Annotated in this window: 33 protein-coding genes; 17 read left to right on the plus strand and 16 right to left on the minus strand. The window is 58.4% G+C overall.

The features are described from left to right. Positions 1 to 69: 69 nt before the first annotated feature. A complete protein-coding gene (locus tag ACR0B5_RS17555) occupies positions 70 to 1020 on the plus strand; it encodes an AEC family transporter (protein WP_480542210.1) in 951 nt (316 codons plus the stop codon). Positions 1021 to 1100: 80 nt separating this feature from the next. After that, entirely contained in the window at positions 1101 to 2687 is a 1587-nt protein-coding gene (locus tag ACR0B5_RS17560; protein WP_480542212.1) for an MFS transporter, read from the plus strand. Positions 2688 to 2813: 126 nt separating this feature from the next. Here ACR0B5_RS17560 and rpmE read toward each other — a convergent pair whose 3' ends face one another. Both rpmE and rplS read right to left on the minus strand, forming a co-directional pair. Further along, positions 2814 to 3035: a 50S ribosomal protein L31 gene (gene rpmE / locus ACR0B5_RS17565; RefSeq protein ID WP_170380502.1), complete on the minus strand. Its 222-nt coding sequence runs from the start codon at positions 3033 to 3035 to the stop codon at positions 2814 to 2816. 11 nt (positions 3036 to 3046) lie between these two features. Next, a complete protein-coding gene (gene rplS, locus ACR0B5_RS17570) occupies positions 3047 to 3430 on the minus strand; it encodes a 50S ribosomal protein L19 (RefSeq protein ID WP_170380501.1) in 384 nt (127 codons plus the stop codon). A gap of 366 nt (positions 3431 to 3796) precedes the next feature. Between rplS and ACR0B5_RS17575 the strand changes: the two genes are divergently transcribed. Then, complete coding sequence (locus ACR0B5_RS17575; RefSeq protein ID WP_480542214.1) at positions 3797 to 4594, plus strand: glycoside hydrolase family 25 protein; 798 nt, start codon at positions 3797 to 3799, stop codon at positions 4592 to 4594. Positions 4595 to 4599: 5 nt separating this feature from the next. On the opposite strand, the gene ACR0B5_RS17580 is transcribed toward ACR0B5_RS17575, so the two are convergent. The 11 genes from ACR0B5_RS17580 to ACR0B5_RS17630 form a co-directional block, all read right to left on the minus strand. Next, on the minus strand, positions 4600 to 5025 hold the full coding sequence (locus ACR0B5_RS17580; RefSeq protein WP_480542216.1) for a hypothetical protein: 426 nt from the start codon (positions 5023 to 5025) through the stop codon (positions 4600 to 4602). Between the two features lie 137 nt (positions 5026 to 5162). Next, positions 5163 to 5972, minus strand: a complete 810-nt coding sequence (gene trmD, locus ACR0B5_RS17585; RefSeq protein ID WP_480542218.1) for a tRNA (guanosine(37)-N1)-methyltransferase TrmD — start codon at positions 5970 to 5972, stop codon at positions 5163 to 5165. Beyond that, positions 5969 to 6784, minus strand: coding sequence for a hypothetical protein (locus tag ACR0B5_RS17590; protein WP_480542220.1), 816 nt, complete (start codon positions 6782 to 6784; stop codon positions 5969 to 5971). Before ACR0B5_RS17590 ends, trmD begins: the two co-directional genes overlap by 4 nt. After that, complete coding sequence (gene rimM / locus ACR0B5_RS17595; protein WP_170494195.1) at positions 6784 to 7287, minus strand: ribosome maturation factor RimM; 504 nt, start codon at positions 7285 to 7287, stop codon at positions 6784 to 6786. The genes ACR0B5_RS17590 and rimM overlap by 1 nt, the downstream gene beginning before the upstream one ends. Before the next feature lie 142 nt (positions 7288 to 7429). Beyond that, a complete protein-coding gene (bluB, locus tag ACR0B5_RS17600) occupies positions 7430 to 8065 on the minus strand; it encodes a 5,6-dimethylbenzimidazole synthase (protein WP_480542222.1) in 636 nt (211 codons plus the stop codon). A 12-nt stretch (positions 8066 to 8077) separates the two neighbouring features. Then, complete coding sequence (gene rpsP / locus ACR0B5_RS17605) at positions 8078 to 8467, minus strand: 30S ribosomal protein S16 (RefSeq protein ID WP_170350323.1); 390 nt, start codon at positions 8465 to 8467, stop codon at positions 8078 to 8080. A 71-nt stretch (positions 8468 to 8538) separates the two neighbouring features. Further along, the gene (locus tag ACR0B5_RS17610; protein ID WP_170380494.1) at positions 8539 to 8835 is read right to left on the minus strand and encodes a chorismate mutase; all 297 of its coding nucleotides are present in this window, start codon (positions 8833 to 8835) and stop codon (positions 8539 to 8541) included. Then, the gene (locus ACR0B5_RS17615; protein ID WP_480542224.1) at positions 8832 to 9383 is read right to left on the minus strand and encodes a GNAT family N-acetyltransferase; all 552 of its coding nucleotides are present in this window, start codon (positions 9381 to 9383) and stop codon (positions 8832 to 8834) included. The genes ACR0B5_RS17610 and ACR0B5_RS17615 overlap by 4 nt, the downstream gene beginning before the upstream one ends. Next, the gene (locus tag ACR0B5_RS17620; RefSeq protein WP_480542226.1) at positions 9380 to 9934 is read right to left on the minus strand and encodes a GNAT family N-acetyltransferase; all 555 of its coding nucleotides are present in this window, start codon (positions 9932 to 9934) and stop codon (positions 9380 to 9382) included. The genes ACR0B5_RS17615 and ACR0B5_RS17620 overlap by 4 nt, the downstream gene beginning before the upstream one ends. Next, positions 9935 to 11443, minus strand: a complete 1509-nt coding sequence (ffh, locus tag ACR0B5_RS17625) for a signal recognition particle protein (RefSeq protein ID WP_480542228.1) — start codon at positions 11441 to 11443, stop codon at positions 9935 to 9937. A 162-nt stretch (positions 11444 to 11605) separates the two neighbouring features. Continuing rightward, positions 11606 to 12124, minus strand: a complete 519-nt coding sequence (locus ACR0B5_RS17630; protein ID WP_480542230.1) for a hypothetical protein — start codon at positions 12122 to 12124, stop codon at positions 11606 to 11608. An 88-nt stretch (positions 12125 to 12212) separates the two neighbouring features. On the opposite strand from ACR0B5_RS17630, the gene ACR0B5_RS17635 reads away from it, so the two are divergent. Beyond that, complete coding sequence (locus tag ACR0B5_RS17635) at positions 12213 to 12743, plus strand: prolyl-tRNA synthetase associated domain-containing protein (protein WP_480542232.1); 531 nt, start codon at positions 12213 to 12215, stop codon at positions 12741 to 12743. On the opposite strand, the gene ACR0B5_RS17640 is transcribed toward ACR0B5_RS17635, so the two are convergent. Together ACR0B5_RS17640 and ACR0B5_RS17645 are read right to left on the minus strand one after the other, a co-directional pair. Beyond that, a complete protein-coding gene (locus ACR0B5_RS17640) occupies positions 12744 to 13484 on the minus strand; it encodes an aspartate/glutamate racemase family protein (protein ID WP_480542234.1) in 741 nt (246 codons plus the stop codon). 73 nt (positions 13485 to 13557) lie between these two features. Further along, complete coding sequence (locus ACR0B5_RS17645) at positions 13558 to 14139, minus strand: FMN-dependent NADH-azoreductase (protein WP_170722649.1); 582 nt, start codon at positions 14137 to 14139, stop codon at positions 13558 to 13560. 112 nt (positions 14140 to 14251) lie between these two features. Here ACR0B5_RS17645 and ACR0B5_RS17650 point away from each other — a divergent pair, with 112 nt between their 5' ends. From ACR0B5_RS17650 to ACR0B5_RS17665, 4 genes are all read left to right on the plus strand, one after another. Next, positions 14252 to 15130 carry a LysR family transcriptional regulator gene (locus ACR0B5_RS17650; RefSeq protein ID WP_480542412.1) on the plus strand — a complete coding sequence of 293 codons (879 nt, stop codon included), beginning with the start codon at positions 14252 to 14254 and terminating at the stop codon, positions 15128 to 15130. Further along, complete coding sequence (locus ACR0B5_RS17655; RefSeq protein ID WP_480542236.1) at positions 15127 to 16032, plus strand: DMT family transporter; 906 nt, start codon at positions 15127 to 15129, stop codon at positions 16030 to 16032. Before ACR0B5_RS17650 ends, ACR0B5_RS17655 begins: the two co-directional genes overlap by 4 nt. Before the next feature lie 58 nt (positions 16033 to 16090). Next, positions 16091 to 16366 (plus strand): hypothetical protein, encoded by a 276-nt coding sequence (locus ACR0B5_RS17660; RefSeq protein ID WP_170668017.1) that lies wholly within the window; start codon positions 16091 to 16093, stop codon positions 16364 to 16366. 85 nt (positions 16367 to 16451) lie between these two features. Beyond that, positions 16452 to 16865, plus strand: a complete 414-nt coding sequence (locus ACR0B5_RS17665) for a universal stress protein (RefSeq protein ID WP_480542238.1) — start codon at positions 16452 to 16454, stop codon at positions 16863 to 16865. On the opposite strand, the gene ACR0B5_RS17670 is transcribed toward ACR0B5_RS17665, so the two are convergent. Beyond that, positions 16858 to 17202: an ArsR/SmtB family transcription factor gene (locus ACR0B5_RS17670; protein WP_480542240.1), complete on the minus strand. Its 345-nt coding sequence runs from the start codon at positions 17200 to 17202 to the stop codon at positions 16858 to 16860. The two genes, ACR0B5_RS17665 and ACR0B5_RS17670, sit on opposite strands and share 8 nt — an antisense overlap. A gap of 84 nt (positions 17203 to 17286) precedes the next feature. Between ACR0B5_RS17670 and ACR0B5_RS17675 the strand changes: the two genes are divergently transcribed. The 9 genes from ACR0B5_RS17675 to ACR0B5_RS17715 all read left to right on the plus strand — a co-directional run bounded on the left by ACR0B5_RS17675 (position 17287) and on the right by ACR0B5_RS17715 (position 23787). After that, positions 17287 to 18198 (plus strand): DMT family transporter, encoded by a 912-nt coding sequence (locus tag ACR0B5_RS17675; protein WP_480542414.1) that lies wholly within the window; start codon positions 17287 to 17289, stop codon positions 18196 to 18198. Between the two features lie 185 nt (positions 18199 to 18383). Continuing rightward, a complete protein-coding gene (locus tag ACR0B5_RS17680) occupies positions 18384 to 18716 on the plus strand; it encodes an AtpZ/AtpI family protein (protein ID WP_170380482.1) in 333 nt (110 codons plus the stop codon). Positions 18717 to 18718: 2 nt separating this feature from the next. Next, positions 18719 to 19477 (plus strand): F0F1 ATP synthase subunit A, encoded by a 759-nt coding sequence (locus ACR0B5_RS17685; RefSeq protein ID WP_170380481.1) that lies wholly within the window; start codon positions 18719 to 18721, stop codon positions 19475 to 19477. Between the two features lie 48 nt (positions 19478 to 19525). Next, positions 19526 to 19750 (plus strand): F0F1 ATP synthase subunit C, encoded by a 225-nt coding sequence (locus ACR0B5_RS17690; RefSeq protein WP_005981269.1) that lies wholly within the window; start codon positions 19526 to 19528, stop codon positions 19748 to 19750. A gap of 86 nt (positions 19751 to 19836) precedes the next feature. Beyond that, positions 19837 to 20388, plus strand: a complete 552-nt coding sequence (locus ACR0B5_RS17695) for a F0F1 ATP synthase subunit B' (protein ID WP_480542243.1) — start codon at positions 19837 to 19839, stop codon at positions 20386 to 20388. A gap of 5 nt (positions 20389 to 20393) precedes the next feature. Further along, positions 20394 to 20954 carry a F0F1 ATP synthase subunit B gene (locus ACR0B5_RS17700; protein WP_480542245.1) on the plus strand — a complete coding sequence of 187 codons (561 nt, stop codon included), beginning with the start codon at positions 20394 to 20396 and terminating at the stop codon, positions 20952 to 20954. 88 nt (positions 20955 to 21042) lie between these two features. After that, positions 21043 to 21858: a hypothetical protein gene (locus tag ACR0B5_RS17705; RefSeq protein WP_480542247.1), complete on the plus strand. Its 816-nt coding sequence runs from the start codon at positions 21043 to 21045 to the stop codon at positions 21856 to 21858. Positions 21859 to 21958: 100 nt separating this feature from the next. Further along, positions 21959 to 22816 carry a glycosyltransferase family 2 protein gene (locus ACR0B5_RS17710; RefSeq protein WP_480542249.1) on the plus strand — a complete coding sequence of 286 codons (858 nt, stop codon included), beginning with the start codon at positions 21959 to 21961 and terminating at the stop codon, positions 22814 to 22816. Between the two features lie 185 nt (positions 22817 to 23001). After that, positions 23002 to 23787 (plus strand): class I SAM-dependent methyltransferase, encoded by a 786-nt coding sequence (locus ACR0B5_RS17715; RefSeq protein ID WP_480542251.1) that lies wholly within the window; start codon positions 23002 to 23004, stop codon positions 23785 to 23787. The last annotated feature ends 1 nt before the right edge of the window (position 23788 follow it).

Below are 23788 nucleotides of genomic sequence, written 5' to 3' on the forward strand. Positions count from 1 at the left end.
GGGGCGTTGTTTCGACCAATATCAGGCTCTAATTTGGAAAACCCAATCGCTTTGGCAGTTTAGAACGCCATGCTTGCCAAAACCGGGTCCGTGATTCACTCTTTAATCGGGGATCGGACAGGAGGATACCGGTTGGAGCAACTGTTCCTGAGCGTTCTGAACGTGGTTTTACCGGTCCTGATTTGCGTGGGCATCGGGTATGGGCTGGCGATCAGCAAGTCTCCGTTTGACAACAAGGTGGTCGGAGGGATCGTCTCGCGGGTCGGCTATCCGACCCTCATCCTATCGCATCTGGCAGGCACCAAGCTGAATGTGGGCACGTTTCTGGATATGATGAGCGCCGCCGCGCTCGCGGTGGCCAGCTTTGGCGTTCTGGGTTTTGTGGCGCTGCGGTTTCTGCGCCTGCCTGTAAGGGCGTTTCTGACGCCTCTGATGCATGGGAATGTGGGCAATATTGGCCTACCGATCACTCTGCTGGCGCTGGGCGATGCGGGGATGGCCTACACAATGGCCTTTGTCGTCGTTGTGCTGATCAGCATCTTTACCGTTGGCATGTGGATCCCGGCGGGTGTGTTCTCGGTCAGAAAGCTGGTCACATCGCCGATCATCTATGCCGTGGCCCTGTCGCTGATCCTGATGGCCACAGGGACCAGCCTGCCGCAACCGATCGCCAAGTCCTTCGATATCCTGGGCGGGTTGTCGATCCCGCTGATGTTGCTGACACTGGGCCACACGCTGGCAACGCTAAGGATTGCCAGTCTGGGGCTTGCCGTCTTGCTGACCGGGCTGCATCTAGTCATGGCTGTGGGCATCGCCATGGGTCTAGTCTGGCTCTTCGGCTTCACAGGTGCCGAGCGCGGCGCCCTGATCCTGTGCTGCCTGATGCCGTCCTCGGTGGCGACATACCTGTTCATCGACCAGCACGTACCGGAATACGGCCCGGATGTCGCCGGGTTCATCCTTGTGTCTACCCTGACCACCATACTTGTTCTACCGCTGGCCCTGACTTATTGGATTTGATGTAAACCCTATGCTCGGCTGCAAAAATCGCTAATCTACTGATAAACTGCGGTAAAGAGCCACAAGCTCAGGGTGACACGATGAACGGAAAGACGCCGACAGACGTAACCCCACAAGCCCGCGCCCGCGTGGTGCTGGCGATGACAGCAATCTGCATGATGGTTGTGGGGTTTAACACCACCGCCGTTGCGACGATCCTGCCCAACCTGAAAGCCGAATTCGACCTGACACCGTCCGGCCTGCAATGGGTAATGGCGATCTATACCGTCGCCAGCGCCTCGCTTGTTACCATCGTCAGTCGTCTGGGCGATATCACTGGCAAGATGGGGGTTTTCTTCTTTGGTATGGTCGTCTTTGCCTTCGGATCTGGCTCGGTCCTGTTTGCGCAAGACGCAACGATGCTGTTAATCGGGCGCGGTGCGCAAGGCGCGGGGGCGGCGGCGTTGTTCGGAACCTCTCTTTCCCTGCTGACAGCGGCGACTCCTGAGGAGCAGAGAGCCGGTGTCACCGGTTTCTGGGGCGCGATTGTCGGGCTGGCTATCGGAGTTGGTCCCATCGTAGGCGGTGCCTTTGGGCATTACATTAGCTGGCGCGCGGTGTTTGCCGCCGATCTGGTTCTGCTGGTCGTGGCCTTCACCATTGGATTGCATGTCAGCAAACGGAAGTACGTGCCTGACACACGCCTTGCCGGGGCACGATTCGACTATCCCGGAGCAGTTGCCATTCTGTTGTTTCTCGGGCCGCTGTCCTTTGCGCTTAGCAATGGGGAAAGCGGCGGGTGGAGCACTCCACTGACGCTTATACCGCTGGCAGTGGCGGCCCTGGCGACCGTCCTGCTGGTCATTGTCTCGCGTCGCAGTGATGACCCGTTGATCGAGTTGCGGTATTTCCGCCATCCGCGTTATTTCATGGCCGCCGCGGGAATGTTCTTTACCGGTTTCACGCTTTTCTGTTTCTTTGTCTATTTCAACACGTTTGTGCAATCGCCGGATGCCTTTGGCTATACCTCCATCGGTGCAGGATTGGCGATCATGCCGCTTAGCCTCAGCATGTTTGTCATATCTGTCACCGCGCCCCGCTTTCTGGCGCCCTACAGTTTCCAGTGGCCGGTTGCGATCGGACTGGGGGCAATGGCATGTGGGTTCCTATTGCTGACGACAGTTTCGAATACCACGCAATATTCCGAGATATGGTGGAAGCTGCTGATAGTTGGCATCGGGTTGGGTATCTGTTTCTCGCTTCTACCACGCCTCGGCCTTCGCCTGTTGCCCGAAGAGCATGTTGGACAGGGCTCAGGCGTGATCAACGCCTGTCTCTATTTCGGAGCCACCTTGGGGGCAGTGGTCGGTGGGTTGGCAGAGTCCATGACCATTCGTCGGGGCCTGTCCGAAGTGATTGACGCACTGCCCTCCGGATCAACGCAGCGTGCTGATCTGGCGCATGCGCTGACCCACGGCAAACCTGGCGAGGTCCAGCAGTTACTCACCAGCTTGGAGCCGACTGCAGGAACAGCTCTGGCTGAGGCTATGCGGGATTTGCAGGACAACGCCTTTGACAGCGCAATGGTGGTCGCTGCGATTGCCGCCCTGATCGGGATGGTTTTGGCGCTGTTGCTGCTACGCGGGCCAGTGCCACCACTGCACAGTGCAGTGGAGCTGACGAAGTAAGAAAGTTGCTGATCCGATTTCATTTTGAAACAGGTCAGCGGGGCGCGGCGTGCATCATGCATTTAGTCGGAAACAAAAAAAGGCCGCCCCCAAGGGACGGCCTTTCGAAATCGAACGTGGCAAGACTTAGAAGCCCAGACCTTCGTATTTCTTTTTGAACTTCGACACGCGGCCGCCGGCGTCCATCAGGCGCGACGAGCCACCGGTCCATGCAGGGTGCACGGAGGGGTCGATTTCCAGAGCGAGCTGATCGCCTTCGCTGCCCCAGGTGGATTTCATCTGAACAACGGTGCCATCGGTCATTTTGACGTCGATGACGTGATAATCGGGATGGATGTCTTTTTTCATCTTTCCGTTCCTTACGCTTCGGCGCCAGCTTTGGGCTTGTAGTTGGTGACCTCTGCGATACGTGCGGATTTACCACGACGGGTGCGCAGGTAGTACAGTTTGGCACGACGGACGCGGCCACGGCGAACAACGGTGATGCTGTCGATGTTGGTCGAATGCAGCGGGAATACACGCTCCACGCCTTCGCCGAACGAGATTTTGCGGACGGTGAACGAACCGGCGATGCCGTTGCCACCTTTACGCGCGATGCAGACACCTTCGTAGTTCTGCACACGGGTACGCGACCCTTCGGTCACTTTAAAGCCGACACGAACGGTGTCACCGGCTTTGAAATCGGGGATGTCTTTCCCCAGGGCGGCAATCTGTTCCGCCTCAAGCTGTGCGATCAGGTCCATCGCATTCACTCCTATCTGCTCGTGGTTGGTCCACGAAGTTTGGGCACGGCCTGAGAGCTCTTGGTCTTCACCGGGTCCTGCGTACAGCCCGCCAGAGGTCAGATCGAATGTTCCTTTGGTCCGGTCTGCCCTGACACGCGGTGGCCGAAGAAAGCCAAGCGTTGCGCCATAAAACAAACCAAAACACCGGAGTCGCATCACGCGGCACCGGATTGCGCTGCTTTAGGGGGTTTGCGGACAGGGATCAAGCCCAAATCGCAGGCACCGGCGGTGGGATTTTGCCAATTCCCGAATGCGACGTTGCTTTGTGCGTTGGATCAGGCATTCTGAGGTCAATTACAAGAGCAGTTTTTTCAGGCTGAACCAATGACCCGAGTTGCAATCATGCTGGCCCTGGCAGCCGCTGTTTTGGTGTCCTGCGGACGCAGAGGACCTCCGCCGCAGGTCGTAGACGCCACGCCGGGCGTGGACCGGACCGCGCCCGCCGTGATCTACCCCGATTTTGGCGATGCCGACCCTTATGACTGGGACGGACGACATCCCGGCCTGTATCCGGTTCATGGGTTGGATGTGTCACGTTGGCAGGGGCCGATTGACTGGCGGCAGGCCAAGGCCTCGGGCGTCAGCTTTGTGTTCATGAAAGCGACCGAGGGGGGTGATTTTACCGACCCGATGTTCGACGAACATCGCCGCGGCGCGCAGGCGGCGGGTGTGCCGTGGGGGGCGTATCACTATTACTATTTCTGCCGACCGGCCCGCGAACAGGCGCAGTGGTTCATTCAGAATGTCCCGAAAGGCGCGGACCTGCCGCATGTGCTGGACATGGAATGGACGCCGCATTCGAAAACCTGCACCCTGCGCCCTGATGGCAAAATCGTCCGGGCCGAGGCGCAAAAGTTCCTCGATATCCTCGAACGGCACTATGGTCGCCGACCCATCGTCTACACGACTGTGGACTTCTACCAGGATACCGACATCGGACGGCTGTCAAAGACCGAGTTCTGGCTTCGCTCGGTCGCAGGACATCCTCGCCAGGTCTATCCCGGCGCGGTCTGGAGGTTCTGGCAATACACTGGCACCGGGCTGGTGCCGGGCGTACAGGGTAAGGTCGACATCAATGTCTTTAGCGGCCCGCCCGAGATTTGGGCGCAGTGGAAAGGGTAGACGCCTTAGGATTGAGGCGCCGCGTAGTTTTCCACGGTGCCGCCCGCGACAAGGTGATCGAGCCTGCGCGCGCGTTCCTCACCGTAGGCATTGCGCAGCCAGAACGCTTCTCCTTGGGTCAGCACGCGGCGGTCAAAGCCGCGCTCGCTCAGGCAGCGGTCTACCTGATCCATCTCGCCTTGCGCCCTGAGTTCGTGTCGGCTGCCATATGCAAGCACAGAACCGACCAAAGGTGACGACATCAGGATGAAGGCGGGATAGGCTCCGATCACTGCGGCATTCCCGCCGATGTCAGCTTCGTTCGAGCAAGACAATACCGCGTTTCGAGCGGATGCCATATTGTGTCCGGCCTGAGTTGGCACGGAGTCTTCCAAAGCACTGGTTGCACATGCCGAGACAAGTACGCAGCCCAAAAGTACTAGCTTTTTCATGAATTCCCGTTCTTTCAAATGTGCGAATTTTTGAGTCCATCGCAAAACTCAGAGATGAGTATCCCGCGATTTCTTCAACTTCAATTAGCATCGGCTTTAACTGTGGACCTGCGGTTTGCGGGCCACAGTTGCCTGTATCATTTGATAGATTTCTGCCTGGCGCGAACGTATTCGTCCCACACATCAGGCCGCCGTTCCCGCGTTATGTCCTCGGCCATCTGTTGGCGCCATTCGGCGATGCGGCCGTGGTGGCCGGACATCAGGACCTCGGGGATCGGGCGGCCGTTCCATTCTGCGGGGCGCGTGTATTGCGGGTGTTCCAGCAGGCCCGAGGAAAAGCTCTCTTCCTCGGTCGAGGCCTGATTACCCAGCACGCCGGGGATCAGCCGCACGGTGGCGTCGATCAGAGCTTGCGCCGCGATCTCACCGCCGGTCATGACGAAATCGCCAAGGCTGACCTCTTGAACGCCGTAATGCTCCAAAACGCGCTCATCTACGCCTTCGAACCGGCCGCAAAGCAAGGTCATCCCGGCGCATCGCGCGAGGTTTTGCATCATCCGTTGGTCCATGCGCTTGCCGCGCGGGCTGAGGTAGATCAGCGGCCAGTTGCCTCGGATACCGGCCATGGTCTGTTCGATGGCAGGCCCCAACACGTCGGCCCGCAGCACCATACCTGCGCCGCCGCCTGCGGGTGTGTCATCCACATTGCGGTGTTTGCCGATTCCGAACTGCCGCAGATCAACAGTTTCCAGCTGCCAAAGCCCCTCTTGCAAGGCCTTGCCCGTCAGGCTTTCGCCTAGAACGCCGGGGAAGGCGCTGGGAAACAAGGTGATGATCTTGGCCTTCCACACGCCGTGCAGATCTGGCGTCGGCGTCATCAACTCGCGCGGTTGCAGAGTGGGGCGGATGGCCTTTCGACCGTGAGATTTGCTTGGTGTATCTGTCATGACTGGGAAACCAGATCGTCCTTGGCGCGTTTGATGAGGGCCTTCTTTTGCGCCATCAGGGCCGCATCGTCCAGCGCGGAACGGTTCAACTCCAGCAGTTCCAGCAGAACATCATCGGCAGGACGGGTCTTGTGCGGCTCAGGTGCGATCAATTTGAACATCTTGTCGCGCGGCAGGTTCAGAAATGCCGCAAACGGAGCGCCCGGACCAAAACGCCGCTTGCGCAGGTCCTCCATCCACTCGGTCTGGACCTTGACCAGCGGCAGCCGGTCCTGAAGCATATCCGCAGTCTCTTTCGGCGATGACAAATGGTTCAGCGTGTCTCGGAAGCTGTCATAGTCCTGCACTAGCCGCGTCCGCTTCAAATCATGTGCCCAGAGACTGCGCATCCAATCCTCACGCTGTCTCAAGGACAGATAGATCGTGAGGTCGACCGGCTCAGGCCCCAGACGGTCTGTCACCTGCTCAACCAGCGTCGTCGCCAATTCCGGGGTCGCCCCGTAGCCTTCGGCGCTGTTACGACTGGGGCGCAGGCCGGCGAAGTTTTCCTCGCTGAGGATCAGGCCGCGACTGTTGCCAAAGTTGATCGGTTCCAGCAGCGCATTCACACCTGTTTCGAACTCGGCCAATGTGCTGTTCATCCGATAGACCGAATGCCGCGTGGCGATGTCTGCAAGTCCGGTTTTGCGGGTCTTGTAGGGCAGGATCAGCGAGAAATGCGGCCAGATCAGGTGGCGGTTCTTGTAGAGAAACGACTGCGCAACGGTGGTGCCGGTCTTGTGCAAACCCAGATGCAGCAGAACGCGCCGCATCAGATCAGGCCTTCTGGCGGATCCGCGACGATGCGACCGGCCTCAAGATCAACTGTCGGTACAGCGTCCAGAGTAAAGGGCAGTAGGACAGTCGATTTCAGACCCGGCCCGTGCAATTCCAACAAATCCGCCGCGCCGTGATTTTGCACGGACTTCACCTTGCCCAGCAGGGTGCCGCCGGTGTCATACACCTCGAGCCCGATCAGATCGGTGTGATAGAACTCGTCATCCGGCAGCGAAGGCAGTTGATCACGCCGGGCATACAGGCGCAGGCCGTTTAGGGCGTCCGCCTCTTCTTTGGTTTCAACCCCTCCCAGACGCGCGGCAAATCCGTTTTTGATTGCGCGGGTCAGCACCACTGGAAAGCGCTCTTTGCCGTCTTCGTCGGTCAGTGGCGAATAGGCTTCGATGTCTTCCGGCACGGCGCAAAAGCTTTTCAGCCGCACCTCGCCGCGCACACCATATGATCCCGCAATGCTGCCGACGCAGATCAGATCACTCATTTGAGCCTTCCGTTATACATAGTCCGTTTCGCCATTGCCCGATCACTTCGCAGGCTTCACGCTGGTTATTGCGTTCAAAGAACACGCCGACAATAAATGCGATCAGCAACAGGATGGGAAGCCGTAACAATCCGAACATCGGCTATCGCACCTCGATTGGCAGAGTCTCGTCGCGGTCTTCCCAACCGGCCCTTTCCAGCTCGGGCGTGTCGGACTCTTCTTCCGGCCAGCCAACGCAGAAATAGCCGATCAGCCGCCAGTTGTCCGGCACGTTCAGATCGGTGTTCATCTGGTCAGGGTCAAGGATTGATACCCAGCCCAACCCCAGCCCCTGCGCGCGCAAGGCGAGCCAGAACAGGGTGATGGCCGAGACAACCGAATAGCGCCGCATCTCGGGCATGGTGCCCGCGCCCAGACCCTGACCTTTGCTGGTGGTGTCATCGCAGAACACCGCCAATTGCACTGGCGCTTCCTGCATGCCCGAAAGTTTGAGGCCGCTATACAGCTGTGCTTTCTCACCGGAATACCCGGCCAGAGCGTCCGAATTGGCGGTTTGGAAATTCTTAAGCGCCGCGTCGCGCGCGGCCTCACTTTCGACGCGGATCACGCGCCAAGGTTCGCTGAGCCCCACGGATGGGGCCAGCAGAAACGCGTCGAGGCAGCGCGTCAGCACTGCCTCGTCCACAGGGTCGGTGCGGAACCGACGCACATCGCGCCGGAGCCGCATCAACAGATCAAACTGCGTGCGAAAATCCTCGGTGAAAGCCTGATCCTGCACGCGTTGGCCTGCTTATTCTTCTGCAGCAGCTTCTTCAGCCGGTGCAGCAGCTGCTTCGGCCGCTTCAGCAGCCTTTGCAGCTTTCTCTTCTGCGCGCTCTTGGGCTTTCTTGCCCGGAGTACCCTTGTTGGGGTTGTTGCGCTCGGCTTTGTCACGGGTGCCAGCAGCTTCGAGCATACGTGCGATACGGTCGGTGGGCTGAGCGCCTTGATCCAGCCAGTACTGGATGCGCTCCATGTTCATTTTCACGCGCTCTTCGCTGTCTTTCGGCAGAAGCGGGTTGTAGGTGCCCAGCTTCTCGATGAAACGGCCATCACGAGGCATACGGCTGTCAGCAGCCACGATGCGATAGAAGGGACGTTTTTTCGAGCCGCCGCGGGCGAGACGAATTTTCATTGCCATGGTGGTATCTCCTTTAGATGGCGTGTGCCGGGAATTGCCCGGTCAATTCTGGTGTTTGTTGATCCGGAGGTTCACTCTTGATGTTTCCGGTGGTGTCGGATGACTTCCTGAATGATGAAATTCAGAAAAGCCTTGGCGAAGTCGGGGTCCAGATCGGCCTCTTTCGCCAGGTCTTCTAGCCGTGCGATCTGCGCGGCTTCGCGCGTGGGATCGGACGGGGGAAGGTCGTGTTCAGCCTTGAGCTTGCCAACGGCCTGCGTGTGCTTGAACCGCTCGCCCAACGTATACACAAGGATCGCGTCAAGCCGGTCGATGCTTTCGCGATGCTCTTTCAGCAGCGTCGCAGCCTGTGTCACGGGGTTGGTCATTGGCCGATCCTTTCGGAGGTCAAAGCAGTTTCAGAGTTATCGATACGCGGATGACGCCACATCTGGGCTTTCTTGCCCAGCAGCTCGGCCTCGCGTTCATAGGTGGCGCCAAGACGCTCGGCCAAAGCGCGCGAGCGTTCATTTGCATGGGCGATATAGGACATAACGCCGTTCAGGCCTTGATGCTGGGCAGCGTAGTGGCGCGCGGCTCGTGCGGCCTCGAAGCCCAGACCTTTGCCTTCGGCCTGCTCCATCAGGGTCCAACCCAATTCTGGCTCATCCCAGCCCGGAGCAAAGATCATACCCGCCCAACCGACGAATGCGCCGCTCGATTTTTCGGTCAGATGCCACAGGCCGAAGCCTTTGAGCGCCCAATGACCCAACCGTTTGGCCAGCGAGTCCCAGCTACCCAATTCATCCTTCGGGCCTCCGACCATATAGCTACGTTCTGTTTTGAAGAACGCGGTCATCGCGGGCAGGTCGTCCTGATGCGGTGCGCGCAGGATTAGACGCTCGGTTTCGAAAGTGGGGATGGTGAAAGAGGTCATGCGTAGGCCTCCATTCCACCATTCACCAGATCCGCCGGGGCTGGGTGCCGCCAGATTTCCGACGTCCCATATTTGGGATGCTCGTAATTGTATTCGAACTGTGCGCCCAGACGTTTGGCAACGGCGATGCTAGCATGGTTTTCGGGGTCGATCAGCGAGATCGCGGTATCCCAACCCAGAACATCGTATGCGTAGCTGCGCGCTGCAAACCCAGCCTCAGTCGCGTATCCCTTGCCAGTGGCGTGGGTCAGCAGCGTCCAGCCAACCTCGGGTTCAGGCCAGCCTTCGGGGCACCAGAGACCGACACGACCAAGATATTCGCCGGTGCTTTTTTCATCGACGCTCCAGTATCCGTAGCCGCGTAACGACCAATGGCCCAGCAGAGCAGCGATCACACGCCACACCTCATCCCGGCGCATCTGACCGCCGACATACTTCGCAGCTTCGCTGGCGAAGAACGCGGTGTCGGCGTCAAGATCAGCCTCGGACGGCGCGCGCAGGATCAGGCGCTCGGTCTCAAGCTGGGGGATATGAGGCGTGAGGGCAGTCATCTACTTCTTTTTGCCAAACCCGCTGAGGCCCTGAGGCAGGCCCATGCCACCGCCCAGTCCGGGCAGGCCACCGGGCATCTTACCGCCCATGGCCTTGGCCGCCTGTTCCAGCGCCTTGGGGTCCATGCCTGCTGCCATTTCCTCGGGCGAGGGGCCGCCTTTACCGAACATGCCCTTCATGGCCTGTTTCAGCATCTTGCCTTTGCCCATCTTGCCCATCTTCTTCATCATGTCCGACATCTGCCGGTGCATCTTGAGCAGTTTGTTGAGGTCGCTGACCTCCATCCCAGAACCCGCCGCAATCCGTTTCTTGCGGCTGGCCTGCAGCAGCTGCGGGTTGGCGCGTTCGCGTTTAGTCATCGACTGGATCATGGCGATCTGCTGGCGCAGGATCTTGTCGTCCAGACCGGCCTGATCCATCTGCTTGGCCATCTTGCCCATGCCCGGCATCATACCCATCATGCCTTGCATGCCGCCCATCTGGATCATTTGTTCCAGCTGCATTTTCAGGTCATTCATGTTGAACTGACCCTTGACCATGCGCTTCATCATGCGCTCGGTCTGTTCCATCTCCATCGTTTCCTGGGCCTTTTCGACCAGAGCAACGATGTCGCCCATGCCCAGAATACGACCAGCGATCCGGTCCGGCTCGAAGGTTTCGAGCGCGTCCATCTTCTCGCCCAGACCAACAAAACGGATCGGCTTGCCGGTGACAGCGCGCATCGACAGCGCCGCACCGCCGCGCCCGTCACCGTCCATCCGGGTAAGGACCACGCCGGAAATGCCGACCTTGGCGTCGAACTCCTCGGCGACTTCAACCGCGACTTGACCGGTCAGGCCGTCAACGACCAGCAGGGTCTCGCGCGGGTCAACAACGTTACGGACCTGTTCGACCTCGTCCATCAGGACTTCGTCGATATGCAGACGGCCCGCTGTGTCGAGCATGTAGACGTCATAGCCGCCCAGTGTCGCCTGTTGCTTGGCGCGTTTGGCGATGTCGACGGGCGATTGGCCCGGAACGATTGGCAGCGTATCGACACCGACCTGCGTACCCAGAACGGCCAGCTGGTCCATCGCCGCCGGGCGATAGACGTCTAGCGAGGCCATCAGGACCTTTTTTCCCTCTTTCTCTTTCAGTCGTTTGGCGAGCTTACCGGTGGTCGTGGTTTTACCCGAGCCCTGCAGACCGACCATTAGGATCGGGGCGGGCGGGTTGTCGATCTTCAGCTTGCCGGGGTCTTCTTCGCCACGCAGAGTTTCGACCAGCGCGTCGTGCACGATCTTGACGACCTGCTGGCCGGGCGTGATCGACCTGGTCACCGCCTGGCCGGTCGCCTGCTCCTGAACCTTCTTGACGAAAGCGCGCGCCACCGGCAGCGAGACGTCGGCCTCAAGCAGGGCAACTCGCACCTCGCGCAGGGCGGTTTTGACGTCTTCCTCGGACAGCGCACCTTGTTTCGTCAGCCGGTCAAAGACGCCAGAGAGGCGTTCGGATAGATTTTCAAACATGCCTTCGGCCTCCTATGCCGGTTATCTGATGGCGTGCCCTACATAGGATGCGCCGGTTAAATGCACAAACGCCCCCACGGGCGAAACTCGCTGGTGGGGGGCGATCCCTGAACGACTCAAGGGACCGGAAGGTCATACGCTTCCGGATGTTTGGATCCGGCTTTAGGCGGATTGGCTGTCAGAGTCAACCTTGTGCGCCGGAAGCCAGGCATTGACCGCATCGACCATGCGCTGTGCGCCTCCTCCGCTGACATAGGCTTCGACAATCGGGTGACGGCCGGCACTCATGCCCTTTTCCAGAATCAAAACGGGGCGATGCATCTTGGACGAGTTTCCTTTGCGACTCGAGGTGGTGGTTTCCACCTCGGCATGGGAGAGGTTCGACAGATCATGTTCCACGGTGTCATAACCAAAAATCGATTGGCGGCGGATAAGGATGCTGTTCGAGCGACGGTCCAATATGACCTGCACGCGTCGCACAAAGACGCAGAAGGCGCCAAAGCCCAAACCGCCACCGACCAGTGCAAAGAAAATGCCAAAAAAAATACCCTCACCCCCTTCGGTGGCCATGAAGAGGCCTGCGCCGACGAAACAGAGGATGAAGACAACCAGCATGATGCCCATCAGCCAGGGTGTATTGGACAGTATCAATTGGTCCGGGGTGTTGCGCGTGACTTTCATGGCGGCACGCTAGCATCGAATTCTAGGGCTGTCGTGGCTTGAATTCGCCCGCATGTTGCGCGATTAGCGCGTCAAACAGGAGGCTTTCATGGACGCATCATCCGCTTTTCAGGACACATTGCCGCTCAGTTCCGATGCGTTGTTGGCGCAGTTGGATGATTGGGGGTTGGCGTATCGGCTGCATTCTCATGTGCCACTGCGCACAGTTGAGGATGCGAAGGCAGTTGAGGGCCAGTTCATGGTGCCGGGCGAGAATGCGTTGCGGTTGAAGAACCTGTATCTGCGCGACAAGAAAAAGCGCAACTATCTGGTGACGCTGGAGCAGAGCCGCGAGATTGATCTCAAAGCGCTAGGCGCTGAATTGGGGATCGGCAACCTGTCTTTTGGCTCGGCGGATCGCTTGTTGGAGCACCTCGGCATCCGTCCGGGTGCAGTCAGCCCGCTGGCGATGATCAACGGGGTTCAGAATAACGTGCGGTTCTTCATGGACGCAGCGGTGCAACAGGCCGACGTGATCTACATGCACCCGCTGGTCAATGACCGAACCGTCGCAATGACGCAGTCCGATTTGATGGCGTTCTTCGACCGGATCGAATGCGACGTGACCTGGCTGCCTTAGTCACTCCTCCAACGCTTGTTTCAGCGCGGCGGCTACATGGGCCGCCGAAGGGTTGATGAACAAATGTCCGTCGGCTTCGAACACCGGGTCATCCAGATGGTTGGGGAAAGCCAGTGGCAGTTCCGTACAAGCCAGCAGGATGGCCGTGCCCGGTTCTGCATGCTTGTTACAAAAGGCCAGCAGCCGGTCATGAGCGGATTCTGACGCACCACCATAAAACTCGCTGTCGATCATGGCCTGCATCTCGGCGATTTCGACTTCGGGCAGACGATCATTTGCGGCGAGGCCCTCCTGTGCCAACCTGTCGGCGTAGTTGGTCGCCTGCATGGTCACCGCCGTGCCCAAAACCAGCGCCCGTGACGCGCCTGTTGACGCGGTGACCTCGGCCGTCGCGTCGAAGATGCTGAGAATGGGCATCGACACCCCCTGCCGGATCGCATGAAGACGTGCGTGCGGAGTGTTTGAGGCGATGATCCCAAAATCACATCCCGCGTTCTCCAAGGTCAGAAGCGCTTCGCGAAACACCGCGTCGAATGCAGCCCAACTGGTCTCATCACCGGCCACACCGCGCAAGGCCCGTGTTTTGGCTTGCGTGACGGACTCGATTGTCATCGGTGGAATGGGTAGGGGGGACCCGTGTCCACGCGCGGCGAAGTGGCGGCTCGCCCCTTGGGAAATCGCGCGGTAGTAATCCACCGTCGAGGCCCAGCCAACGCCCCCGAGAATTCCGATCTTTTTCATTGCAAACGCCCAATCCGCAGAAAGCTACTGCTGCGCAGATTGGACGTTTCGCTTTGCTTTGGCCAGAGCCAGATCAGGCTGCCAGTTCACCAATGGCTTTGTGGGCATTTTTGACGGACGAGTCGGCGTCAATGGCCAATTGATCTGCAGCTACGACGTCGACGTCAGTGATGCCGATGAAGCCTAGAACATGCTTGGCGTAATTGGTTGCAAAGTCGATTTCAGACCCAACTGCCGTTCCACCTGATGCGATGGCCAGAACGGCGCGTTTGCCTTCCAGCAGGCCTTTGGGGCCGTTTTCGGTGTAGGAGAACGTCAAACCGGCCCGGGCAACCAGATCAATCCATGCCTTGAACGCCGCCGGGACCGAGAAGTTGTAGATCGGCAGGCCGATCACGATGGTATCGGCGCGTTGCAGTTCGTTCACCAGCTCGTCGGACAGGGCCAGTTGATCGCGCTGAACAGCATCGCGTTGGTCTGCCGGGGTGAAGTTTGCTGCGATCCAGTCCTCGGTCAGCAGCGGCAGGGGGCTGGCCAGATCGCGGCGGATGATGCGTTCCGCGCCAAGATGCTGGACGACGCGATGCGACAGATCGCGGGTTGCTGATCCGGTGCGGCGGGCCGAGGCGTCGATATGCAGGATTGTTTTGGTCATGATGTCCTCATTGGGGAAATTTCGCTCTGCTCCCAATATGAGCGTTGCGCTGACGAACAAAACTCGGCTAAGTCAACATTGAGTGTTTGAAATTGCACATTATGAGGTCGTGATGGACAATTGGGACGAAGTTAGAACCGCGTATCAGGTGGCCCGTATGGGAACGGTCAGCGGCGCGGCCGAGGTTCTGGGCGTGCATCATGCGACGGTCATTCGCCATATCGACGCCATCGAGGCGCGCCTCGGAGTGAAGCTGTTCCAGCGTCATGCGCGGGGGTACACCCCGACCGAGGCGGGTGAGGACCTGTTGCGCGTGGCCCAAGCGACCGAAGATCAGTTCAACCAGCTGGTCGGTCGCATGAAGGGGCGCGGGGATGATGTCTCGGGTGAATTGGTCGTGACCTCTTTGGCGTCGTTGGCCCCTCTGGTCGTGCCGACATTGACCGAGTTTCAGAGGTCACATCCGGGCCTGATCGTGCGCTATCTGACCGGGGATCGTCTGTTCCGGCTGGAATATGGTGAGGCGCATGTGGCCATTCGTGCCGGTGCCGCGCCTGATCAGCCCGACAATGTTGTACAGCCCTTTGTCGCGCAGGAGGTCGGGCTCTACGCCAGCAAGGATTATATCGCGCGGCGCGGTAAGCCTTTGGGTGTAGAGGATTTTGGCAATCACGCCTTTGTCGGAAATGACGACGAAAACAGCCGCGCGCCGTTTTCGCGCTGGCTGCGGGCAAATGCACCGGTTGAGGCAATGACCTTCCTGTGTTCCAACAACTTCACCTGTGGCGAAGCGGTTCTTGCCGGGGCAGGGATAGGCTTCATGGCCCGTTGGGAGGCCGCGCGCCATCCAGAACTCGAAGAGGTCATGGAGTCATTGCCGGAATGGTCCGGCAAGTTGTGGCTGGTGACCCATGTGGACCTGCATCGCACGACCAAGGTGCAGTCTTTCCTGCAATTCCTGAAAGACCAGTCCAAGGACTGGCTGCCATGAGCCCACAAGCGCGTGGCCATCTGGCCATGCTGGTCTTCTCGGCTCTGGTCGCGGGCAGTTTCTCGTTGGGGTCGATCATCGCCAATGAGATCGCCCCGGCGGCGCTGAACGCGGTGAGGTTCGGGATAGCAGCAGGTGTGATCGGCCTTGCCGCATTGGCCACCACCGGTTTGCCACGCAGCGCGGCGCAGGCGCCTTGGCGGTATCTTGTGCTTGGCGGGCTGTTCGCCACCTATTTCGTGCTGATGTTCTACGGACTGCAAACCGCCCCACCGGTCAGCGCGGCTGCGGTGTTCACCTTGACGCCCGTCATCGCCGCCTTCGCCGGGTGGGCGCTGTTGCGTCAGGTCACAACGCCCCGGATGGCACTGGCCTTGGTGGTCGGCGCGGCAGGTGCGCTTTGGGTGATCTTTCGCGCCGATTGGCAGGCGTTCCGGGCGTTCTCGATCGGAGGAGGTGAGATCATCTATTTCTGGGGCTGTGTCGCCCATGCGATCTACACCCCGATGGTGCGCAAACTGAACCGGGGCGAGCCGGCCGTGGTGTTCACCTTCGGCACGCTCGTCGCCGGATGCCTGTTGCTGACCGGCTTTGGCTGGCGCGATATCCTTGCAACCGACTGGGTCAACCTTCCGGGTATCGTCTGGCTGGGCCTGTTCTACCTGTCCTTCTTTGCGACCGCCGTCAGTTTCGTGCTGGTGCAGTTCGCCGCTTTGCGCCTGCCCTCGGCCAAGGTGATGGCCTATACCTATCTTGTCCCAAGCTGGGTGATCTTGTGGGAGATCGCGCTGGGCAACGGCATCCCGACAGGCCTTATTCTGGGTGGGGTCGGGCTGACCATCCTCGCGCTTCTCATGCTGTTGAAAGACGAAGCGCCCGCTCCGCAAACAGCGCAAGAGTGACTCTTGTGCTTGATACCAGCTGTGGCAGATTTCGACTATTGCGCGAAAGGAACGCAAAATGACCCGAGTTTTCGTGATTGGAACGGCTCTTTTCCTCTGTGGCTGTGCCTCGAACGGCTCTGACCAGAAAGGATCAGATCTACAGGCCAGTTGTGAGGCGCTGGTCTCGGCGGAAACTGGGGTGGCATCTGGCGATGTTCAGGCGACCTCAACCCAGTCAGAGGCAACGGGAACGGTCGTGAGCGTCTCTGTGGCGGGCGCCGAAGCGCCCTGGATTTGCCGGGCGGATGTGACCGGTGTGATCACCGACGTAGAATACAGTCAGGAGGGGTAAACCGGCCCTTTTGAAGGTGTTGAGCCAGATCAAGGCCCTAAATTGCGGTGTCCTCTAGTCTCAAAACTGGAGAGAGGAGGAATTCATGTACAATCACATCATGATCCCTGTCGACTTGCACATGCCGCCTGAGGTCCAGAAGGCAACTGCAGTCGCGGCTGAAATCGCCAAATGGCAGAGCGCCAAGGTTACCCTCGTCAGCGTGACGGGTATGCAGCCTGGCGAGGCCTTGCAAACGGATGAGGCGATTGCCGAAAGCCTTTCGGCGCTAGCAGACGAGATCGGCAAACTAAGTGGCACCGAGGTTGAGACGCGCAATATCCACTCTGTCGACGTGGCCGCTGAAGTGGATGGGGATCTTGCGAAAGCCGCCGAAGAAATTGGCGCGGATCTGATCGTCGTCGGCACACATGCCCCCCGGATCACCGACTACATCTTTACGAGCCACGCCGGGAAACTGGCGCAGCACTCGAAAGTGTCGGTCTTCGTGGTCAGATAGCTTCGGGGTCGTCTCCCGAAGGGAGCTCGATTTCCAAAAACCGTTCGAACGCGTCCAGATTGACGGGTTCGAACTGCCCGAAGCCCTGCATCCAGACCGAGGCCGCGCGCAGGGCGTCCGGCTCCAGCTTGCACCATTTCACCCGCCCGCGTTTTTCCTGGCTGATCAGCCCGGCGCGGGTCAGAATGACCAGATGTTTCGAGATCGCGGCCAGAGACATCTCGAACGGTTCGGCCACATCGGTGACGGCCATGTCATCCTCCAGCAGCATCGCAAGGATGGTGCGGCGGGTCGGATCGGCCAAAGCGGCAAAAACAGTATCGAGATCGCTAGACATGGCACGTTCCTAATACGCAGGAACCGGTTTGACAATTTGCAGCCCATTGCGATGCTGCGCCGTGACTTGCAAATGGGTGTCTCAATGCCGCTGAAATACTGGCTGGTGATCTGTATCCTCGGCATCGGCTGGGGCATGTCCTTCATGTTCAACGCCATTTTGCTGCGCGAACTCGGGCCGCTCTCCGTGTCCATGGGAAGGGTCGGGTTCGGAGCACTGGGATGCTGGATTTACGTTATTGGCGCCCGTCTGAACGTACGCTTGTCAGTCAACCGCGCGATTGCCTTGCTGGGGTTTGGTGCGCTCAGCTATGCCGCGCCATTCGCGTTTTACGCGCTGGGCCAGCAGCATATTGGTGCCGGCGTGGCGGGTATCGTGAATGCAACGACGCCTGCCTTCGCGGTCATCGTCTCGCATTTCTGGCCGGGGGGTGAGCGGGCAACCTTCTTGAAGTCTCTGGGCGTGGTCTGTGGGTTCGCGGGCATTGTCGTGCTGTCGCTGCCGGTTCTGCACTCTGGGGCCGATTCCCAGTTCTGGGCCATTTTGCTGATCCTGCTGGCTCCGGTTTGCTATGCCTTCTCGGTCAACTTCGCGCGCGCGTTCCGGGATATGCAGCCCGTGGTTCTGGTTGCCTTGGCTCTGACCGGAGCAACACTGGCAATCACTCCGCTGGCCCTCTGGCAAGAGGGGTTGCCCCATGTCACCCGGGTTGAGACCTGGGCGTCTCTGCTGATGATCGGATTTGTCCTGACCTCGGCGGCATTCATCGTGTTTTATTGGTTGCTGCCCAAAGTGGGTCCGACGAACATTTCAACCGTTACCCTCATCGCTCCGGTCTCGGCGTTGGTGCTGGGAACGTGGGTGTTACAAGAAGCCCTGCGCCCCGAGCATATGCTTGGTATGGCAGCGATCCTTGTCGGGCTTTTGCTGATCGATGGGCGCATTGTTCGACGGATGCGCCAAGGCGCGGAAGTCAAAGATCAACCAAAAGGTTGAATATGGCATTTTAGGCGGATTGCCTGATTTTGGTCTTTGCCTGTGCAGTTGCGCGATTTCGCCTGGGTGGTTTATTGATTTTAAATCAATGCTTTAACCTGCGTCAATTCGGGCGCGCAAGCCCGTTGACTCTGCGCCCCTTGCCCCTTAGCACCTAGCCTCAAGACTATACGAGGGAAACGCCCGTGACCGATGACGACCAAAAGCAGCGTATGGCGCAGCTTGAGGCCAAGATCGACGCGGCGAAAAAGGCGAAACAGCCCAAGCCCCGTGCAGATGCTGACGTATCCGGAGGCGAGCTTGCCTGGAGGATGGTCATCGAAATGGTATCCGGTCTGGGGATCGGATTTGGCATCGGATACGGGCTGGACAGCCTGCTCGGGACAATCCCGATTTTCCTGGTGCTGTTCACATTGCTGGGCCTTGTCGCGGGCGTGAAGGTTATGCTCCGCAGCGCGAAAGAGGCCCAAGAGAAACAAATGGCGGCGACGGCTGCCGAGAAGGACGAGAGGGACTGAACGTGGCAACTGAGACCACCGCAGCAGAAGGCAGCAGCCTGGTATTCCACCCAATGGATCAGTTCATCGTCAAACCGCTGTTTGGCGACGGCGCTGTTGGTATGTTCACCATCACCAACGTGACCCTGTGGCTGTTCTTTGCAATCGTCGCGGTTGTTCTGCTTCTGGTTCTGCCCACATCGAAGCGCGCAATCGTTCCGACACGTATGCAGTCGATCGCAGAACTGACCTACGGTTTCGTCTACAAGATGCTGGAAGACATCTGCGGCAAGGAAGGCGTCAAGTTCTTCCCTTATGTCATGACCCTGTTCATGTTCATTGTCTGCGCAAACTTCCTGGGCCTGATCCCGACCTCGTTCACCACAACCTCGCATTTCGCGGTCACCATCCCGCTGGCGCTGGCTGTGTTCCTGACCGTAACTGTTCTGGGCTTTGTCAAAAACGGTGCCGCGTTCCTGGGTCTGTTCTGGGTTTCCAGCGCGCCTCTGGCCCTGCGCCCGATCCTGGCGATCATCGAGCTGATCTCGTACTTCGTACGTCCCGTCAGCCACTCCATTCGTCTTGCCGGTAACGTCATGGCTGGCCACGCGGTTATCAAGGTTTTCGCAGGCTTCGCTGCGGTTGCCGTGATCTCGCCCGTGTCCGTTCTGGCGATCACCGCAATGTATGGTCTCGAGGTCCTGGTGGCCTTCATTCAGGCCTACGTATTCACCATTCTGACCTGTGTTTATCTGAAAGATGCGCTGCATCCGTCGCACTAAGGTCCGAACACCCAACATCGAAACTTCCAATTCGTAAGGAGATACATCATGGAAGGCGATCTCGCACACATCGGCGCAGGCCTGGCAGCAATCGGTTCCGGCGCAGCCGCAATCGGGGTGGGCAACGTAGCAGGCAACTTCCTGGCCGGCGCCCTGCGCAACCCTTCGGCGGCTGCTTCGCAGACCGCAACCCTCTTCATCGGTATCGCGTTCGCAGAAGCCCTGGGGATCTTCGCATTCCTGGTCTCGCTGCTGCTGATGTTCGCCGTATAATCTGCGGAACCTGATCCTTACGCGCAGGTGGGCCCAAGCCATAGCGGCCCACCTGTTGTAAAGACAAGTTTCCGACGGAGGATATCATGGCGACTGAACCCCTTACAAAAGAGGTAGCTGGCTCGTGCGTCGACTCCTATGGCTCTGCCATCGGGATGCCGCAGCTCTGCTTCGATTGGTTCCCCAACCAGATTTTCTGGCTGGTCATTACGCTGGTCGTCATCTTTCTGGTCCTGTCTCGCGTGGCTCTGCCCCGCATCGCGGCAATCCTGGCTGAACGTCAGGGGACCATTACAAATGACCTGGCTGCGGCCGAAGATCTGAAGGCCAAGGCGGTCGAGGCCGAAGAGGCCTATAACAAGGCGCTGGCCGATGCCCGTTCTGAGGCTCAGCGTATCGCAGCGGAAGCCCGCGCCGAGATCCAGTCTGGTCTGGATGACGCGATTGCCAAGGCGGATGCGGAAATCGCTGCTAAAGCGGCTGAATCGGAGAAGGCAATTGCCGACATCCGTGCCGGTGCGCTGGAAAGCATTCAAGTGGTTGCCAAGGATACGGCGGTTGAACTGGTGACCGCACTGGGCGGCGAGGCAGATGCCAAAGCCATCGACAGTGCCGTTGACGCGCAGATGAAAGGATAAGTGACATGCGGAACACTCTTGCCCTTATCCTGACCGTCGGTGCAGCCAGCCCCGCGCTGGCGGCAAGCGGCCCGTTCTTCTCGCTTGGCAACACCGACTTTGTTGTCCTTCTGGGCTTCATCGTCTTCATCGCGGTTCTGATCTACTTCAAGGTCCCCGGTATGATCGGTGGTGCCCTGGACAACCGTGCCGAGGGCATCAAGTCCGAGCTCGACGAAGCCCGCGCCCTGCATGAAGAAGCACGCAGCCTGCTGGCCTCGTATGAGCGCAAGCAGCGTGAAGTGCAGACCCAAGCGGATGCGATTGTTGCTGCCGCGAAAGAAGACGCAGCCCGCGCGGCCGAGCAGGCCAAGGTCGATCTGGAACAGTCCATCGCACGCCGTTTGGCTGCCGCGCAGGATCAGATCGCTTCGGCTGAGGCTTCGGCGGTTAAAGAGGTTCGCGATCAGGCGATCTCGGTTGCGGTATCTGCTGCAAACGCCGTTCTGGCGAAGCAAATGACCGCGACGCAGGCGAACAAGCTCATCGACGCGGCAATCGCTGATGTTGGCGAAAAGCTGCACTGATAGCACTCTGTACTATTTTGGATGACCCGGAAGCACGCTTTCGGGTCATCTTCGTTTCAGAGCCCAGATTGAGAGTGCCTAAATCCTTATGAACATTCTTGGAGTTGTCCGAGATGGCGGCACGGCCCTAAGTGCGACCCTCTCGCGCATTCAGAGCCTAAGAGAGCGGCTTGAAGACAGTCGTGTCATCATTGCAACCAATGATAACTCTGACGGCACCGATCAGGTTTTGGCGAGCTATGCCGCCTCCCATGAGAATGTCGAAATACTTACTCTTGAGGGCCTGGCCGCGCTCCATGATGAGAGGGTCGAGCGTATTGCGGCAGCCAGAAATGCCGTGTTGAAGCATCTGTTTGCCTGCGGAAAGCAATTTCCGTTCACGATGGTTCTCGACATGGATGGTCCGAACACGGAGTTGGATGCGGATCAGGTTTTGCGCGCGCTTTCTCGGGAAACCCCAAGGTGGGACGCCGTATTCGCAAATTCACACCCTGTTTACTATGATCTCTACGCGCTACGCCGAGAAGGTTGGTGTGCCGCTGATCCGTGGCGGGAACTCGTCAGCTTGACCCCGCCCAGGATGTTGCGCAGCGTCTGGTTTCGCCGCATGAAACGCAAAATCATTTACTCCAGGCAGTACCATATACCGTCCGACGTCCCTCTTATCGAGGTTGATAGCGCCTTCGGCGGGCTCGGGATCTACAAAACCGACGCGTTGCGGAATGCAGAATACGCGGCGCGTGACGCTTCGGGTATGATCACGTGTGAGCATGTCATGCTGCACCAGTTGCTGAGGGAACAGGGTAAGCGTCTTTTCATCGACCCCGGGCTGCTATCGGTTGCGCAGACTGAGCATACCGGACCGGGAAGTGGCCGCAGAATTCCCAAGCACTTAATACGATGAACTTTGCCTCGGTCCGTGAAAGAGGGGCCTTGAGCGCGCTGGTTGCTTTGCTGGTATGAGAATATCTAGATTTGGTTTTTGAATGTAAGGATCTGAGACAATGGAAATCCCGAAAATAAGTTTGGTGATTCCCAATCTGAATTGCGCCGAGTTCCTGGAGCAAACGATTGTTTCGGTGATCGAACAGTCTTACCCGAATCTTGAACTTATCTTGTCCGACGGCGGCAGCACAGATGGGTCACTAGACATTGCCGAGCGATATCGGGATGCGTTTGCCCATATTATTTCGGAACCAGACACGGGGCAGGCCAATGCGGTGAACAAAGGGTTTGCCTTGGCAACTGGCGATGTCATGGGATGGATAAACTCGGACGACGTCTTGATGCCGGGTGGCCTTGCGACCGTAGGGTCGATTTTTGGTCAGCACGACTCTGTCAACTGGTTGACCGGGCGTATCACGACCATAGACGAAGCCGGCGATATCTTGCACTCACATCGCGCAAGACGCGTATCGTACCCGAGGTTTCTGGCAGGCGACTATCAATGGGTTCAGCAGGAATCCACGTATTGGCGACGAAGCCTGTGGGACCAAGCAGGGGGGCAGTTGGATGAAAGCCTCAAACTTGCCGTCGACGGAGAATTGTGGATGCGGTTCTTGCGGTTCTCCGAATTGGTGCCAGTTGATGCCCGGATTGGTGCGTTCAGATTTCGGAAAGGGCAGCGTTCCGAGGCAATGGATGCCTATCACGCTGAGTTGCTGAACGTGATTGAGAGGGAGCGCCTGAAACCCGTCCTGGACAACAGTCTGACACGTAGCGTTTTGGGCACCCCTTTGGCTTTGCGCAGCAAGAAAGAAGCGGACAAAGAGTTTCCCGGCTTGTCGAAGGCTGATCCCGTCAATTTCTCACGGTGGCGACTTTGGGCGTTGAAAGCTGCAAGCGGGTGGCGGTCGACTTAATGCACGCTGGATAGCCACCAGTCGTTATGTTAGATCGCAAAACAGTGCTCGCGGCTTCGTTGAGTTTCAGGAATTCGTTTCGTGTTTGTCTGAGTGGTTTCCATGCGGTGCCATCCAAGAACGCGGAACGAGAAACCCGGTCACGCCGCCCAAAATATTGCCCCATCTAGAGGACTTCAAAAGAAATGCCGAATTCACCGCTGACCGGGCAAGAAGGAAAGTTCCTGTTTGAATCAAAGGTAATTGGTCGCCATCCGGCCCGGTACTTTCTCGACGAAAGCTGTGGATACATCTGGGTCGATAGTCCGACCTGGTTGAACGAAGCCTATAGCGACGCCATCGCGCTGACAGATACTGGAATTGTCATGCGCAATCTCGGGAACATTGAGACTATTTCTATGGCCATGTGGGCGAATGACCTGCAGCATAAAAAGGGCGTAGATATCGGCGGCGGTTACGGGCTTCTTGTGCGCGGCCTGCGCGATATTGGCGTGGATTTCTACTGGTCCGACCCTTACGCGGAAAATTTGTTTGCACGTGGTTTCGAAGCCGAAGCAGGGACGTCGTACCAGGTTGCCACTGCCTTTGAAGTGCTAGAGCATTTGCCAAATCCGTTGTCCCACCTTGAAGCTGCCCGCTCGGATTTCGGCTTTGATACGATCTTTTTCTCTGCAACCTGTTTCGATCCCAATAACGTCCCCGGTCTGGACTGGTGGTATTGGGCCTTTGAAACCGGTCAACACATAAGTTTCTTCTCGGAAAATTGCCTGGACTTCATGGCGCAGAAACTGGGAATGAAGAAGGTTCACATTCGCGGCGAGATCTATGCATTCACGACCTTGGATGAACTTAACTGGCCCCGCAGTTGGAAGCGACGCAAGCTGGAGAAGCAATTCAAGGAATGCAGTTTGACTCAGCAGGACTATGAGGCAATGAAACGACGCGTCAAAGGGATGCAAAGCCAAAGCTAAG

This window comes from Ruegeria sp. AG1, from assembly GCF_056541705.1.